Annotated in this window: 12 protein-coding genes; 6 read left to right on the top strand and 6 right to left on the bottom strand. The window is 63.2% G+C overall.

The window, feature by feature from the left end; genetic code table 11:
* Positions 1–12: 12 nt before the first annotated feature.
* The 4 genes from AC4P1R_RS16205 to mepA form a co-directional block, all read right to left on the bottom strand.
* Positions 13–1,818, bottom strand: coding sequence for an ABC transporter ATP-binding protein (locus AC4P1R_RS16205; RefSeq protein ID WP_492177202.1), 1,806 nt, complete (start codon positions 1,816–1,818; stop codon positions 13–15).
* 108 nt (positions 1,819–1,926) lie between these two features.
* Positions 1,927–2,946: a glucokinase gene (locus AC4P1R_RS16210; protein ID WP_069459901.1), complete on the bottom strand. Its 1,020-nt coding sequence runs from the start codon at positions 2,944–2,946 to the stop codon at positions 1,927–1,929.
* A 43-nt stretch (positions 2,947–2,989) separates the two neighbouring features.
* On the bottom strand, positions 2,990–3,370 hold the full coding sequence (locus tag AC4P1R_RS16215) for a methylglyoxal synthase (protein WP_069459900.1): 381 nt from the start codon (positions 3,368–3,370) through the stop codon (positions 2,990–2,992).
* Positions 3,371–3,575: 205 nt separating this feature from the next.
* The gene (mepA, locus tag AC4P1R_RS16220) at positions 3,576–4,640 is read right to left on the bottom strand and encodes a penicillin-insensitive murein endopeptidase (protein ID WP_069459899.1); all 1,065 of its coding nucleotides are present in this window, start codon (positions 4,638–4,640) and stop codon (positions 3,576–3,578) included.
* 250 nt (positions 4,641–4,890) lie between these two features.
* On the opposite strand from mepA, the gene AC4P1R_RS16225 reads away from it, so the two are divergent.
* From AC4P1R_RS16225 to AC4P1R_RS16245, 5 genes are all read left to right on the top strand, one after another.
* Positions 4,891–6,744 (top strand): extracellular solute-binding protein, encoded by a 1,854-nt coding sequence (locus AC4P1R_RS16225; protein WP_492177203.1) that lies wholly within the window; start codon positions 4,891–4,893, stop codon positions 6,742–6,744.
* A gap of 274 nt (positions 6,745–7,018) precedes the next feature.
* A complete protein-coding gene (locus AC4P1R_RS16230; RefSeq protein WP_069459897.1) occupies positions 7,019–8,104 on the top strand; it encodes a microcin C ABC transporter permease YejB in 1,086 nt (361 codons plus the stop codon).
* On the top strand, positions 8,104–9,237 hold the full coding sequence (locus AC4P1R_RS16235; protein WP_069459896.1) for an ABC transporter permease: 1,134 nt from the start codon (positions 8,104–8,106) through the stop codon (positions 9,235–9,237). The genes AC4P1R_RS16230 and AC4P1R_RS16235 overlap by 1 nt, the downstream gene beginning before the upstream one ends.
* A gap of 8 nt (positions 9,238–9,245) precedes the next feature.
* Positions 9,246–10,874, top strand: coding sequence for an ABC transporter ATP-binding protein (locus tag AC4P1R_RS16240; protein ID WP_069459895.1), 1,629 nt, complete (start codon positions 9,246–9,248; stop codon positions 10,872–10,874).
* A 9-nt stretch (positions 10,875–10,883) separates the two neighbouring features.
* Positions 10,884–11,843: a 2-hydroxyacid dehydrogenase gene (locus AC4P1R_RS16245; protein ID WP_492177205.1), complete on the top strand. Its 960-nt coding sequence runs from the start codon at positions 10,884–10,886 to the stop codon at positions 11,841–11,843.
* A 52-nt stretch (positions 11,844–11,895) separates the two neighbouring features.
* Here AC4P1R_RS16245 and AC4P1R_RS16250 read toward each other — a convergent pair whose 3' ends face one another.
* Together AC4P1R_RS16250 and AC4P1R_RS16255 are read right to left on the bottom strand one after the other, a co-directional pair.
* Positions 11,896–12,993 carry a branched-chain amino acid aminotransferase gene (locus AC4P1R_RS16250; protein ID WP_069459893.1) on the bottom strand — a complete coding sequence of 366 codons (1,098 nt, stop codon included), beginning with the start codon at positions 12,991–12,993 and terminating at the stop codon, positions 11,896–11,898.
* A 331-nt stretch (positions 12,994–13,324) separates the two neighbouring features.
* A complete protein-coding gene (locus tag AC4P1R_RS16255) occupies positions 13,325–13,981 on the bottom strand; it encodes a c-type cytochrome (RefSeq protein ID WP_069459892.1) in 657 nt (218 codons plus the stop codon).
* 156 nt (positions 13,982–14,137) lie between these two features.
* On the opposite strand from AC4P1R_RS16255, the gene AC4P1R_RS16260 reads away from it, so the two are divergent.
* On the top strand, positions 14,138–14,890 hold the full coding sequence (locus tag AC4P1R_RS16260) for a 3-deoxy-manno-octulosonate cytidylyltransferase (protein ID WP_069459891.1): 753 nt from the start codon (positions 14,138–14,140) through the stop codon (positions 14,888–14,890).
* Positions 14,891–14,895: the final 5 nt, after the last annotated feature.

Raw genomic sequence — 14,895 nt, forward strand, 5'->3', positions numbered from 1 at the left:
TGTCCTCGCTTCTTACAGGATTTCGGCCTCGGCGGTGGCGTCCGAGCTGTGGCCTTGCAGATTGTGCAGGCGAGCGTAGAGCCCGTCCGGACGCCGCGCAAGCTCGTCATGGGCGCCTTCTTCCACGACCCGGCCATCGCTCATGACGACGATCCTGTCTGCGTTGACGATGGTGGAGAGCCGGTGGGCGATGACGATGACGGTGCGGCCGCTCATGGCATGATCGAGCGCCTTCTGGACGGCCGCTTCCGACTCGGTGTCGAGTGCCGACGTCGCCTCGTCAAGAAGAAGAATGGGCGCGTTGCGCACCAGCGCCCGGGCGATCGACAGGCGCTGACGCTGACCGCCGGAAAGGGTCACGCCATGCTCCCCGACCGGCGTGTCGTAGCCCTGCGGCTGCGCCAGGATGAAGTCATGCGCATAGGCAAGCCGCGCGGCCTCCTCGATTTCCGCGTCGGTGGCATCCGGGCGGCCATAGCGGATGTTGTCGCGGATCGAGCCTTCGAAGAGGTAGGGCTGCTGCGAGACATAGGCGAGCCCGTTGCGCAGCGACTGCTTGGTGACGCCGGCGATGTCCTGGCCGTCGATCAGGATCTGACCCGACTGCGGATCGTAGAAGCGCGGTATAAGGCTGATGATCGTCGACTTTCCGGCGCCCGAGGGGCCGACAAGCGCCGTTGTCTTGCCGCCCTCGGCGCGGAAGCTGACGCCCTTGAGGATCTCGTCGCCATTGCCATAGGCAAAGCGCACGTCCTTTAGCTCGACCGTTGCCGCGCCAAGCTTCAGCTCGGTCGCGTCGGGCCGGTCCCGCTGATGGGGAACCGTGTCGAGGACCTCGTAGATCATGCGCGCATTGACGGCGGCGCGTTCGAGCGACACCTGCAGGCGGGCCAGCCGCCGGGCTGGATCGTAGGCCATCAGCAGCGCGGCGACGAAGGCAAAGAAGGCGCCCGGCGGGACGTTGTAATAGATGGTCCGGAAGGCGGCATAGGCAAGCACGCTGGAGATGGCGAGCCCGGCAAAGGTTTCCGTCATCGGCGCCGTTCGCTCGCTGAGCCGCGCGATCCGGTTCGCCCGGTTTTCGGCGCGGTCGATGATCGACTCGACCTTGCGGCGCAACTGGTCCTCCATCGTGAAGGCCTTGACGATGGTGACGCCCTGGATGGTCTCCTGCATCGCCCCGAGAACGCGGCTGTTGACCTCGACAGCCTCGCGCGTTGCCGCCCGCAGGCGCCTGGAAATGTAGCGCAGGCCGAAAAGCAGGGGCGGCGCGACGAGGAAGACGATCAGCGAGAGCAGCCAGTCCTTGCTGAACATGACGGCGATCAGGCCGATGAGGGTCAGAAAGTCGCGCGCGATCGACGTCACGGTCATGTTCAGGACGTCGCGGATGCCGCTGACGTTCTGGCTGATCTTTGCGGCAAACTGCGCCGAGCGATGCTCGTGGAAATAGCCGACGCTGAGCGCCATGAGATGCGCATAAAGCCGCCGCTGATAGCGTGCGACGATGTTGTTGCCGATCTTCGAGAGCGCCACGGCCTGCCCGTAGGTGGCGAGCCCGCGCAGGACGAAGGCGGCAAAGATGGCGCCGCAGATCAGGAGCACGATATCGGACCGCCGGTTGGCGAAGGCCTCGTTGACCACGGTTTCCATGATCCAGGCCGTGAAGCCCGTCGTGGCCGCCACCACCACCAGGCATAGAATGGCAAAGGCATAGCCACGAACGTGATCGCGGCCATTCTCGGCAATGATGCGCCGCAGAATTCCGCTGATGGTTTCGGAATCGACTGCGCGCTCTTTTCTATCCCTGGCGTTCAATAAGCCCGTCTTCCCTGCCTCGAAGTGGCAGCCGCACGCCGGCGCCACGCGTCGGGGCTCTATAGTGGTTTGAAGCCCCGTTGGCGAGTCTTTGCGACGATCGTCACGTCAGCTTCTCCAGCGCCGTCCCTCTGTTGCAACACCGAAATCGCCGGGCCTCTGCGCAAAGGCGGCGAGCCCGGAAAGAGCTGCCATGGGGTGGATCACCGCAAAAGTCGGAACGGTCCGCATCAGTGCCGAGTGCGGCGCCTTGTCCTCGAAGGCCGCGCGAAACTCCGGTTGCATCAGTGCGGACAATATCTTTTGCGAAATGCCGCCGGCGAGGAACACGCCGCCACGGGCCATGAAGATCAGCGCCATGTCGCCGGCGACACGTCCGAGATAGGTGCAGAAGAGCGACAGGGTCTCTACCGCCGCCGGATCTGCCCCCGCAAGCGCCGCCGTCGTCACGTCAGCCTGGTCTGGGTGCACCGGGTCGACCCCGTCGGCGGCGCAGACGGCGCGATAGAGATTCATGATGCCGCGACCGCAAAGAATCTGTTCACGCGCCATACGTCCCTCGATCGGCTCCAGGAAGGGCCAGATCTGGAAATCGCGTTCGCTGGAGGGCCCGATATCGACATGGCCGCCTTCGCCGGGCACCGGGATCCAGGTGTTCTGGGCGAAGACCAGGCCCGCGACGCCAAGCCCGGTGCCCGGACCGAGCACGACGCGGGAACTGCGCGGAAGGACGCTGCCTCCACCGATCTGCACGATATCCCCATCGGCCGGCGCGGCAACCGCCAGCGCCTGCGCCTCGAAATCGTTTATGACCAGCACGTCATCCAGTCCGAGGCTCGCAAGCATGTCCTTCGGCCGGATGACCCAGCCGGCATTCGTCAGCGGAATCTCGTCACCCTGGATCGGCCCGGCGACGGCGAGGATCGCCGAGCGAGGACGCAGCGATGTCTTGTCGAGGATGCTTTTTTGCATCGCCTCCTCGATGGTCTCGAAATCGCCGGTCTTGATCGGCGGCAGTTGCCGCGGCTCGGCATAGGCGTCGATGAGCAAGGCGAAACGGGCATTCGTACCGCCGATGTCGCCGATCAGCAAAGGAAAGGGAAAGGTCTGGTCACTCGCAACGGGCATGGCAGATCGTCCTGGTCGCGGCTTGGAGATGTTCGGTTATGTATCAGTTGCGACGAAAGTCGATCAACTGCTCGGCGGTCGCGCGGTTCAGCGCCATCGGGATATCATAGACGATCGCCAGCCGCATCAGCGCCTTGACGTCGACGTCGTGCGGCATCGGGGTCAGAGGATCAACGAAGAAGATCAGGCAATCGACGTCGCCGGTCGCGATTAGCGCTCCGATCTGCTGGTCACCGCCGAGCGGACCGCTCTTCAGCCGCGCGACGTCGAGACCGGGGCAGACGTCGAGTACGCGGCCGCCGGTCGTGCCGGTCGCGACGATCTTCCAGCCGGCCAGCACCGCCTCGTTCGCTTTGGCGAAGGCGGCAAGGTCGTCCTTTTTCTGATCATGGGCGATCAGGGCCAGGCATTTGCGGTCCGCCAAGGGGTGCCTCCCGGAAGTTCACGGCGAACCGTCTGCCACAGGGGGCGGTCCGCGCTCTTTAAATCGATTGAATGCCCTATACATGAGCGCTGCGAAGATGGGAAGGCATTTTGCCGCCAGCGGCTCTCTCAACGGCCATGCTGCTCGTCTCTTTGGATCACGACCCAGGACAAAGGCATGCAGCAATTCAGGGCCCTGTCGCGATCTATTGCAGAGCCGGGCGCGGCAAGGGCACCGGGATATTTGCGAGCGGCGCCTCTTCCGCGGCACCGATGGCCGCCTCGATGCTGGTCGCGGCGGCAGGCACGGCGGCTACCGCCCGATAGGCGGTGCCATAGGTCGCCTGCAATTCGGAGGCGGGGGCCGGTCCGTTCAGCACCAGTGCGCAGGTCTTCGGCAGATCGGCGAGCGTCGTAAATTTCGGCTTCACCGGCTTCACCGGTTTCTCCGTCGGCTTCGCCCAAGGCTCGTCGGTGAACCACCAGGCAAGCGACTTGTCGCAACCGTCGCCCGCCGGCACCGCGGCCTGATCCTTGCACCCCTTGGAATCGCCCGGGCATTTGATGCGGACATGGAAATGGTAGTCGTGGCCATAGATCGGCCGGACCTTGCCGAGCGCCGAGCGGTCGCCCTTCCAGCTATCGCAGAGCTTCTTTTTGATGGCCGGATTGACGAAGATGCGCTCGACCTCCGGATAGCTCGCCGCCAGCATGATCAGCCGCGCATGGGCGGGCGTCCAGGCGGCCGGGTCGATCGTCAGGAACTTGCTCTTGTCGAGCATGGACGTGGCTGAAATCGTCTCGCGCTCCTGGTAGCTCAGCGTCTTTTTCGGCATCGGCGTCAGCCAGATATCGGCGTCGAGGCCGATCTGGTGCGAGGCGTGACCGGACAGCATCGGCCCGCCGCGCGGCTGCGAGATGTCGCCGAGCAACAGGCCGGGCCAGCCGATATTGTCGGCCGCGTCATGGGAGAGGCGCTCGATGAGCGCGATCATCGCCGGATGTCCCCAGCGCCGGTTGCGCGACAGGCGCATGGCCTGCCAGGTCGGGCCGTCGGTCGGGATCGCAATACCGCCGGCAAGGCATCCCTTGGAGTAGAAGCCGTAGGAGGAGGGCTCCGATTGCGTCGGCAGCGCCTTTGCGCCGAAAAGCTCCTTGGCGGGCGTACCGTCGGCCGCAGCCGCATCCGCCGACAGCAGGCCGGCGGCCACAATCGAGCTCAAAAGCGCGGAAGCGCAACGTGCAAGCGCTGCGCGCGTATCAATTCCCATTCAATCCCCCATCGGCAGCGATGAAAAACACATAGCCTCCAATTGCTGCAGCGACCTTTGCGCACATGAGCCGCGCGGCGCTGGAGACCCGTCGCACCTAACCTGATTCGCTGCGATTGCATCAATCTTGCGACTCACCGGGATGTGACCGAAAAAATCCGCCCCATTTTTGGCAGGTCCTGTCAATTGCCGTGATTTCGCCTATTCTGCTTTTAAAAGCATGATCGAAAATACAAGGAGAAACGACGGGATGCTGGACATTGGCGGTGTTGGAAGAAGGAATTTTGCGGCCGCGTTCCTGGCAATGTCCTTGCTACTGGTGCCAGCCGCGGAGGCTCAAGAGCAGCCGGTCTGGCATCACGGATTGTCGCTCGTCGACGATCTCAAATATCCGCCAGGTTTTGCCCACTTCGACTATGTGAATCCCGAGGCACCGAAGGGCGGAGACCTCAGGCTTTCGCAGACCGGCACCTTCGACACGTTCAATCCCCTGCTGGTGAAGGGCGAAACGGCCGCCGGTCTCGCGCTCGTCTTCGACACGCTCATGAAGCCGGCAGAAGACGAGATTTCGACGGCCTATGGGCTTCTGGCCGAAAGCGTTTCCTTCCCCGACGATATCTCCTCGGCCACGTTCCGGCTGAGGCAGGAAGCGACATGGGCAGACGGTCAGCCGGTGACGCCGGAAGACGTCGTGTTCAGTTTCGACAAGGCGAAGGAACTGAACCCGCTCTATCAGAGCTATTATCGGCATGTGGTCAAAGCGGAGAAGACCGGGCAACGGGACATCACCTTCCACTTCGACGAGAAGGACAATCACGAACTTCCGCATATTCTCGGGCAGATTCTGATCGTGCCGAAACACTGGTGGGAGGGCAACGGGCCGAACGGCAAGCCGCGCGACATCTCCCGAACGACGCTTGAACCGGTCATGGGGTCGGGTCCCTACCGAATCGCGTCGTTCTCCCCCGGCGGGACCATCCGCTACGAGCGCCGGCCCGATTACTGGGGCGCCGCGCTCAACGTCAATATCGGGCAGAACAATTTCGATTCGATCACCTACTCCTTCTATGGCGATCGTGACGTCGAGTTCGAGGCCTTCCGCTCCGGCAACACCGATTTTTGGCGTGAGAACCAGGCGATGCGCTGGGCCACGGGCTTCGATTTTCCGGCAGCGAAGGCCGGCCGCGTCAAGCGCGAGGAGATCCCAAATCCCTTCCGCGCGACGGGCGTGATGCAGGCGATGGTGCCCAACATGCGCCGCAAGCCTTTCGACGACGAGAGGGTGCGCGAGGCATTGAACTATGCCTTGGACTTCGAAGAGCTGAACCGCACCGTCTTCTTCAATCAGTACCAGCGCGTCGACAGCTTCTTTTTCGGCACGGAGCTTGCCTCCTCCGGTCTACCGGAAGGGAGAGAACTGGAAATCCTGAACGAGGTCAAGGATCTCGTGCCGCCGGAAGTATTCACCACGCCCTATAGCAATCCGGTCGGCGGCACGCCGCAAAGGGCCCGTGAAAATCTGCGCAAGGCGATCGAGCTCTTGAGGCAGGCAGGGTTTGAACTCAAAGGCAACCGGATGGTGAATACGGCCACGGGCAAGCCGTTCTCCTTCGAGATCCTGTTGAGCAGCCCGGCGCTCGAGCGCGTCGCCTTGCCTTATGCGCAGAACCTGAAACGCATCGGCATCGAGGCGCGCGTTCGCACGGTGGACCCCTCGCAATATACCAATCGCGAACGCGCCTTCGACTACGACGTGACCTGGGAAGTCTGGGGACAGACCTTGAGCCCCGGAAACGAACAGGCGGATTACTGGGGGTCGGCAGCCGCCACACGCGAGGGCTCCAGGAACTATGCCGGAATTTCCGATCCCGGCGTCGACGCCTTGATCCAGCGCGTAATCTTCGCGAAGGATCGGGACACGCTGGTTGCCGCAACCAAGGCGCTCGATCGAGTGCTGCTCGCCCATAATTACGTCATTCCGCTCTACTACAAGATGGCCGCTCAGATTGCCTATTGGGACAAATTGGCCCGGCCGCAAGAATTGCCGAAATACGGGCTCGGCTTTCCCGACACGTGGTGGTCCAAGAGCGCCGCCAGCCAATGAAGCACTTGCACTCAAGGCCTCACTCGATTCCAAATGCGGGGAACGAATCACTTAAGCTACGGACGGGGCCGGCGCAATCCGGCGCGCCGGCTGCATCTTTCCTTGAATCGACCTCGATTTAAGGACATGCAGCAATTCAAAGAGCTACAGCGGCCGTGGGCGGCGCTGCAGGAGTTCGGGCCCGAGGAGTTCAGGAATTGAGACGACATAGACGGCGAACGACAGCCAGGTTGGTCGCGGCGGCCGACGGCGTGAAAATGCCGAGGCTCGCCTGATGGGTGCCTACATCCTGCGCCGCTTGCTCCTGATGATCCCAACCATCGTCGGGATCATGGCCATCTCCTTCGCCGTCGTGCAGTTCGCCCCCGGCGGACCGGTGGAGCAGGTCATAGCCGATCTTACCAGTGCCGCCGGGTCCGACCGGCTTTCCGGCACCGGCGGCGACCTCCTTCAGGGCGGCGGTGGCGATGAGGGCGGGCGCTATCGCGGGGCGCAGGGGCTCGATCCCGAATTCATCGCCAAGCTCGAAAAGCAGTTCGGCTTCGACAAGCCGCCGCTCGAGCGCTTCGCCACAATGATGTGGAACTATATCCGCTTCGATTTCGGCGAGAGCTTCTTCCGCAACACCTCCGTCATCGACCTGATCATCGAAAAAATGCCGGTGTCGATCTCGCTCGGCGTGTGGATCCTGATCTTCTCCTATCTCATCTCTATCCCGCTCGGCATCAAGAAGGCGGTCTCCGACGGCTCGACCTTCGATGTCTGGACCTCCGGAATCATCGTCATCGGCTATGCGGTGCCGAGCTTCCTCTTCGCCATCCTGCTGATCGTCGTCTTCGCCGGCGGCTCCTTCTTCGACTGGTTCCCCTTGCGCGGCCTCGTCTCGGACAATTTCCATGAGCTTGCCTGGTGGCAGAAGGTCCTCGATTACTTCTGGCACATGACGCTGCCGCTGATCACGCTCTTGCTTTCGGCCTTTGCCACGACGACATTGCTGACCAAGAACTCCTTCATCGACGAGATCAAGAAGCAATATGTCACCACGGCGCGCGCGAAGGGCCTGAGCGAGCGGCGGGTGCTTTACGGCCATGTCTTCCGCAATGCGATGCTGATCATCATCGCCGGCTTCCCCGGCGCCTTCATCTCCGCCTTTTTTACCGGCTCGCTGCTGATCGAATACATCTTTTCGCTCGATGGGCTCGGCCGCCTCGGCTATGACGCGGTCGTCAAGCGCGATTATCCGATCGTCTTTGCAACACTCTACATCTTCTCGTTGATGGGCCTGTTCGTCAGCCTCGTTTCCGATCTGGTCTATACCTGGGTCGACCCCCGCATCGACTTCGAGCGGAGGGACGTCTGATGAGCGCCGTCACGACCTATGCGCAAGCGCCGGAAAGAGGTTGGCTCACGCCGATCGGCCGGCGGCGCTGGCAGAATTTCAAGGCGAATCGGCGCGGCTACTGGGCGCTCTGGATATTTCTCCTTCTCTTCGGCCTCAGCCTCTGTGCGGAATTCATCGCCAATGACCGGCCGATCGTCGCCTCCTACAAGGGCGAACTCCTGTTCCCAGTCTTCGTCAACTATCCGGAAGAGACGTTCGGCGGATTCCTCGCCGAAACCGACTTTCGCTCCGAATTCATCCGCGACGAGATCGAGGCAAACGGCTGGATGATCTGGCCGCCGATCCGCTATTCCTACCAGACGGTCAACTCCTACATCCCGCATTCGGCGCCGACCCCTCCCTTCTGGCTGATGAGCAAGGAGGAGCGCTGCGCCGCCTACCCGCAGGGTGCCGACGACCCCGGCTGCACCCTCGGCAACATGAACTGGCTCGGCACCGACGACCAGGCGCGCGACGTGATGGCGCGCATGATCTATGGCTTCCGCATCTCGGTGCTTTTTGGTCTCGTGCTGACGATCGCCTCCGCCGTGATCGGCGTTTCGGCGGGCGCCGTGCAGGGCTATTTCGGCGGCTGGACCGATCTTCTTTTCCAGCGCTTCATCGAGATCTGGTCGTCGATGCCGGTGCTCTACATCCTGCTCATCATCGCCGCCATCCTGCCGCCCGGCTTCTTCATCCTGCTCGGCATCATGCTGCTCTTTTCCTGGGTCGGCTTCGTCGGCGTCGTGCGCGCGGAGTTCCTGAGGGCGCGCAATTTCGAATATGTCAATGCGGCGCGCGCGCTCGGCGTCGGCAACGGCACGATCATGTACCGGCACCTGCTGCCGAACGCGATGGTGGCGACGCTCACTTTCCTGCCCTTCATCCTCTCCGGCTCGATCACCACGCTCACCTCGCTTGATTTCCTCGGCTTCGGCATGCCGCCGGGGTCCCCCTCGCTCGGCGAGATGATCGCTCAGGGCAAGTCGAACCTGCAGGCGCCGTGGCTGGGGCTCACGGCCTTCTTCGCCATGTCGATCATGCTGTCGCTTTTGATCTTCGTCGGCGAAGCGACGCGCGACGCCTTCGACCCGAGAAAGACGTTCCGGTGAGGGCGACCATGACAGACACCCTTCTCTCCGTGCGCGATCTGTCCGTGGCCTTCCACCAGGGCGGCGAGACCTCGACGGCCGTCGACCACATCTCCTTCGACATCCGTCGCGGCGAAACCGTCGCGCTTGTCGGCGAGTCCGGTTCGGGCAAGTCGGTCTCGGCCAACTCGATCCTGAAGCTGCTGCCCTATCCGGCGGCGAGACATCCGAGCGGCGAAGTCATCTTCAACGGCAAGGATCTCCTCAAGGCAAACGACGAAGAACTCAGGCATGTCCGCGGCAACGACATCACGATGATCTTCCAGGAGCCGATGACCTCGCTCAACCCGCTGCACACGATAGAGCAGCAGGTGGGCGAAATCCTCGAACTCCATCAGGGCCTCAAGGGGCCGGCTGCGCGCGCGCGAACGCTGGAACTCCTCAACCAGGTCGGCATCCGCGAAGCGGAAAAGCGCCTCGGCGCCTATCCGCATCAGCTTTCCGGCGGTCAGCGCCAGCGCGTGATGATTGCCATGGCGCTTGCGAACCGCCCGGAGCTCCTGATCGCCGACGAGCCGACGACGGCGCTCGACGTCACCGTTCAGGCGCAGATCCTCGAACTCCTGAAGTCGCTCAAGGATGAGCATGGCATGTCCATGCTTTTCATCACCCACGACCTTGGCATCGTCCGCAAGATCGCCGATCGCGTCTGCGTCATGACCAAGGGCAAGATCGTCGAGACCGGCCCGACGGCGGAGATCTTTGCCAATCCGCAGCATTCCTATACCAGGCACCTGCTCGCCTCGGAACCGAAGGGCGAACCGCCGGCCTCCGATCCCTCGAAGCCGATCGTCATCGAAGCGAAGGACGTGAAGGTCTGGTTTCCGATCAAGGCCGGCTTTCTGCGGCGCGTCGTCGATCACGTCAAGGCAGTGGACGGCATCGACCTGACGCTGCGCGCCGGGCAGACGCTCGGGGTCGTCGGCGAGTCCGGCTCGGGCAAGACGACGCTCGGGCTGGCGCTGACGCGGCTGATTTCGTCGAAAGGGCGGATCGCCTTCGTCGGCAGAGACATCGATGCCTATAGCTTCGGCGAGATGCGGCCGCTCCGCAACCGCATGCAGGTGGTTTTCCAGGATCCCTACGGGTCGCTCAGCCCGCGCATGTCTATCGCCGACATCGTTGGCGAGGGGCTGAAGATCCACGAAAGGGCGCTCGCCAATGGCGAGCGTGACGCGCGCGTCGCCGCCGCATTGGAAGAGGTCGGGCTTGACCCCGCCACCCGCTGGCGCTACCCGCATGAATTCTCCGGCGGCCAGCGCCAGCGCATCGCAATCGCCCGCGCCATGGTGCTCAAACCCCAATTCGTCATGCTCGACGAGCCGACCTCGGCGCTCGATATGAGCGTGCAGGCGCAAGTAGTCGATCTTCTGCGCGACCTGCAGCGCAAGCATAATCTCGCCTATCTCTTCATCAGCCATGACTTGAAGGTCGTGCGGGCGCTTGCCAACGAGGTGATCGTCATGCGGATGGGCCGGGTCGTGGAGCAGGGACCGGCCGAACGCATCTTCGAGGCTCCGAGCGAGGACTATACCAAGGCGCTGATGGCCGCCGCCTTCAACCTCGAAGCCGTCAATCTTTCCGCCATCCGCCAATAGAGCCGCCTCATGCCCCTCATAAGCCCCGTCATCGTCGACCTGAAATTCATTCCCGAAGAGGTCGATGCCGCCCTCCATGGCGCCTTTCCGTGCCGCGAGGTGATCAACCTTGCCGATCCGGTCCATGAGGGCCGGGATCTCTCCGGCATCGATTATGCGGTCGTCTGGAAATCGGCGCCCGACCTCTTCTCCCGCGCGCCTGACTTGAAGGTCGTCTTTTCCGGCGGCGCCGGCGTCGATCACGTGCTGACTCTGCCGGGCCTGCCGGACGTGCCGCTGGTGCGCTTCGTCGACCGGACGCTGACGACGCGCATGAGCGAATGGGTGGTGATGCAATGCCTCATGCACCTGCGCCAGCATCGCGCCTACGAGGCGCTGGCAAGAATGCACGAATGGCGGGACCTGAGCCAGCCCGAGGCAGCCGACGTGACCGTCGGCATCATGGGCATGGGCGTGCTCGGCCAGGATGCGGCCCGCAAGCTTGCGGTCATGGGCTTCAAGGTGGTCGGCTGGTCGCGCACGAAGCGCGTGGTCGAGGACATCGAGACCTACGACGCCGCCGGCCTCGACACCTTTCTCGATCGCAGCGATTTCCTCGTCGGCCTCCTGCCGCTGACGCCGGAAACGACCGGCATTTTCAACCGCGGTCTCTTTGCAAAACTCAGCCGCAAGGGACCCTTCGGCGCACCGGTCTTCATCAATGCCGGCCGCGGCGGCAGCCAGGTGGAAGCCGATATCCTCGCGTGCCTCGACGACGGCACGCTCGCGGCAGTCTCGCTCGACGTCTTCGAACGGGAGCCGCTTTCGCCGGAAAGCCCGTTCTGGACCATGCCCAACGTTTATGTGACGCCGCATGTCGCCGCCTCATCCGACGTCAAGGCGCTATTCGTTCACGTCGAAGAGCAGATCGCCCGCTTCGAAAATGGCCTGCCGCTGCAGCATGTAGTCGACAAGGTAGCCGGCTACTGATAGCCGCGGCCACAGCGGCGCCCAGGCCGCCGTGGCGCGCTGTTTGCGTCGATCAGAACAGTCGGTCGACCCAGCCATGCGGGTCGGGTGCGCGGCCGTTCTGGATATCGAGCAGCGCCGCCTTCAGCTTGCCGGCGACCGGACCGGCCCCGCCGTCGCCGATCGTGAAGCTGTGTTTGCGACCCTTCACCCTGCCGATCGGCGTGACCACCGCGGCGGTGCCGCAGGCAAAGGCCTCGGTCAGTCGGCCGCTCTGCGCATCCGCCTGCCATTGCTCGATCGCATAGGGTTCCTCGCGCACGGTGAGCCCCCTGTCGCGGGCAAGCGTGATCAGCGAATCGCGGGTGATGCCGGGCAGGATCGTGCCGGTGAGCGGCGGTGTCTGCAATGAGCCGTCGTTGAAGACGAAGAAGACGTTCATGCCGCCGAGTTCCTCGACGAAGCGGCGCTCGACGGCATCGAGGAAGATCACCTGCTCGCAGCCTTCCCGGGTCGCCTCGGCCTGGGCAGCGAGGCTCGCCGCATAATTGCCGCCGCACTTTGCTTCGCCGGTGCCCCCCGGCGCGGCGCGCGTGTAGTTCTCCGACACCCACAGCGTGACGGCCGGCGCGCCGCCCTTGAAATAGGAGCCGACCGAAGAGGCAATGACGCAATAGATGTACTCGGCCGAAGGCTTTACCCCGAGGAGGACCTCGGTTGCGATCATGAACGGCCGGAGATAGAGCGCCGAACCGTCGGCACTCGGAATCCAGTCGCGATCGACGCGGACCAGTTCACGGACAGATTCCACGAACATCTCCTCCGGCAGCGGCGCCATGGCGAGCCGGAGGGCGGAGTTGCGGAACCGGCGCGCATTGGCGTCCGGGCGAAACAGCGCGGCGCCGCCGTCAGGCAGGCGATAGGCCTTCATGCCTTCGAAAATCTCCTGGGCGTAGTGGAACACCACCGTTGCAGGATCGAGGTCGAACGCCTTGCGTGCTTCAATCCTGCCGCCATGCCAGCCGCGTCCCTCGGAATAGCGGACGGTTACCATGTGATCCGTGAAGACCCGGCCGAAGCCCGGATTCTGGAGGATCGTCTCCCGCTCGCTCGCGGCCAGGGGATTCGGATTTTTCTCGAACAGGAAAGTCTTTGCGTCGCTCTCGGTCATCTATCGTCCGTCCTTCGTTCCGAGCGGAAACGTCCCCTTCGCCGTGGGAGCAGGACTTAGCTCGGATCAGATCGTGATTGGTGGCGTTCATGCCTTCATACGCACAGATATTAGCATTGCAAAAGCAAAATCCGCTACTGCATGTCTCTTTGATCGATCTCGATGAAAGGACAAAGACATGCAGTAATTCAAAGTGCTACAGCGACCTTTGCGCGTCCCGATAGGACGCGCGGCGCTGTAGTCTCGCGTCGCCCCCCCCCGCAAAAACCGGACGAAAAGGAAAAGCCCGGCTGGTGAGCCGGGCTTTCTACTCAGACTTGTCTGGTTGAAATCAGTTTGCCGGTGCGGGTGCCGGAGCTTGGACGTCCTGGGCCGTCTGGCCTTCAACCGGAGCAGTTCCCTCCGTAGGAGCGGCTTCCGTCGCGCCGGTCGCTTCCGGAGCCGGCAGCGGTGCCGGATTATCCGAGTGCTCGCGCAGCCAGGCGATCAGGTTGGCCCGCTCGTCGGCTTTCTTCAGGCCGGCAAAGCCCATGGCCGTGCCCGGAACGTGCTTCTTCGGCGCTTCCAGGAAATAGCTCAGGTGGTCATAGTCCCACACGACCTTGCCCCCTTCGGCGAAGCTCTGCATGCCGGCGGAATAGCTGAAGCCCTCATGCGAGGCGACCGGGCGGTTGACGATGTCCCAGAGGTTCGGGCCGACCTTGTTGGGTCCGCCCTTCTCCACGGTGTGACAGCTCGCGCACTTCTTGAACACGGCTTCGCCCGCGGAGGCATCGGCTGTCGCCAGCAGCGGGCCAATCGGTTCGGGTGCGGCTTCCCCGCCGCCGGCGGCGCCGGGTTCGGCGGACGTCTCCTCGGCGACGATCGCGAAACCTTCCTTCTCGGGAGCTTCGGAATGGAATATGCCTTCCGAGGCGATGGACACGGTCATTAGCACGAAGACCGTACCCAACAAGGCACCCACACCCATGTTTACATATGGATTCATCTGCAAACGCTCCCTTTGCCACCGGCGCAAACAAAAAACCGGCCCATCTTGAAATCGCGCGGAACCTATGTCTTTTGGCTCTGCGTTGCAACAGTGATTATGGCCCCCGAAGTGAGACCTTTTGACACTTTCTGTGGGGTTCTTGAAGGCCAGACGATGATTCACGAAAAATCCGGCAAAAGCTTGGTGCTCATTCCGGCGCGCATGGCCTCGACCAGGCTGCCTGGAAAACCGCTTGCCGACATATGCGGTCTGCCGATGATCGTTCAGGTCGCACGGCGCGCACAGGAGGCCGATGTCGGCCGCATCGTGGTCGCCGTCGACCATGCGGAGGTGTTTGCCGCGGTGAGCGACGCGGGTTTCGAGGCGATCATGACGCGCGGCGACCACCAGTCCGGCTCCGACCGGATCCATGAGGCGCTCACCAAGGCCGATCCGGAGGGCGCGGCCGAGATCGTCATCAACGTCCAGGGGGACCTTCCGACGATCGAGCCCGGGCCGATCCGCGCGGCGCTCAGGCCCCTCGAGAATGCCTCGACCGACATCGCCACCCTGACGGTGGCGATTACCGACGAGCACGAAAAGACCAATCCGAACGTCGTCAAGGTGGTGGGCTCGCCCCTTTCCGAGAGCCGTTTGCGGGCGCTTTATTTTACCCGCACGACGGCACCCTACGGTGCCGGCCCCCTTTATCACCACATCGGCCTCTATGCCTATCGGCGCAAGGCGCTCGAGACTTTCGTGTCGCTCAAGCCCTCGACGCTCGAAAAGCGCGAATCGCTGGAGCAACTGCGGGCGCTGGAAGCCGGCATGCGCATCGACGTCGAGATCGTCGATTCCGTGCCCCTCGGCGTCGATACGCCGGCAGACCTCGAGAAGGCCCGCCGCATACTTTCCGCCAGAAGCTGAGGAAG

It is taken from the genome of Sinorhizobium sp. Y406, assembly GCF_058732025.1.

What these genes read in the sequence shown, in the direction of transcription:
- AC4P1R_RS16210 (WP_069459901.1), bottom strand. Translation starts at nt 2,946, where the DNA reads ATGCCCGTTGCGAGTGACCAGACCTTTCCCTTTCCTTTGCTGATCGGC.
- mepA (WP_069459899.1), bottom strand. Translation starts at nt 4,640, where the DNA reads ATGGGAATTGATACGCGCGCAGCGCTTGCACGTTGCGCTTCCGCGCTT.
- AC4P1R_RS16225 (WP_492177203.1), top strand. Translation starts at nt 4,891, where the DNA reads ATGCTGGACATTGGCGGTGTTGGAAGAAGGAATTTTGCGGCCGCGTTC.
- AC4P1R_RS16230 (WP_069459897.1), top strand. Translation starts at nt 7,019, where the DNA reads ATGGGTGCCTACATCCTGCGCCGCTTGCTCCTGATGATCCCAACCATC.
- AC4P1R_RS16235 (WP_069459896.1), top strand. Translation starts at nt 8,104, where the DNA reads ATGAGCGCCGTCACGACCTATGCGCAAGCGCCGGAAAGAGGTTGGCTC.
- AC4P1R_RS16240 (WP_069459895.1), top strand. Translation starts at nt 9,246, where the DNA reads ATGACAGACACCCTTCTCTCCGTGCGCGATCTGTCCGTGGCCTTCCAC.
- AC4P1R_RS16245 (WP_492177205.1), top strand. Translation starts at nt 10,884, where the DNA reads ATGCCCCTCATAAGCCCCGTCATCGTCGACCTGAAATTCATTCCCGAA.
- AC4P1R_RS16250 (WP_069459893.1), bottom strand. Translation starts at nt 12,993, where the DNA reads ATGACCGAGAGCGACGCAAAGACTTTCCTGTTCGAGAAAAATCCGAAT.
- AC4P1R_RS16255 (WP_069459892.1), bottom strand. Translation starts at nt 13,981, where the DNA reads ATGAATCCATATGTAAACATGGGTGTGGGTGCCTTGTTGGGTACGGTC.
- AC4P1R_RS16260 (WP_069459891.1), top strand. Translation starts at nt 14,138, where the DNA reads ATGATTCACGAAAAATCCGGCAAAAGCTTGGTGCTCATTCCGGCGCGC.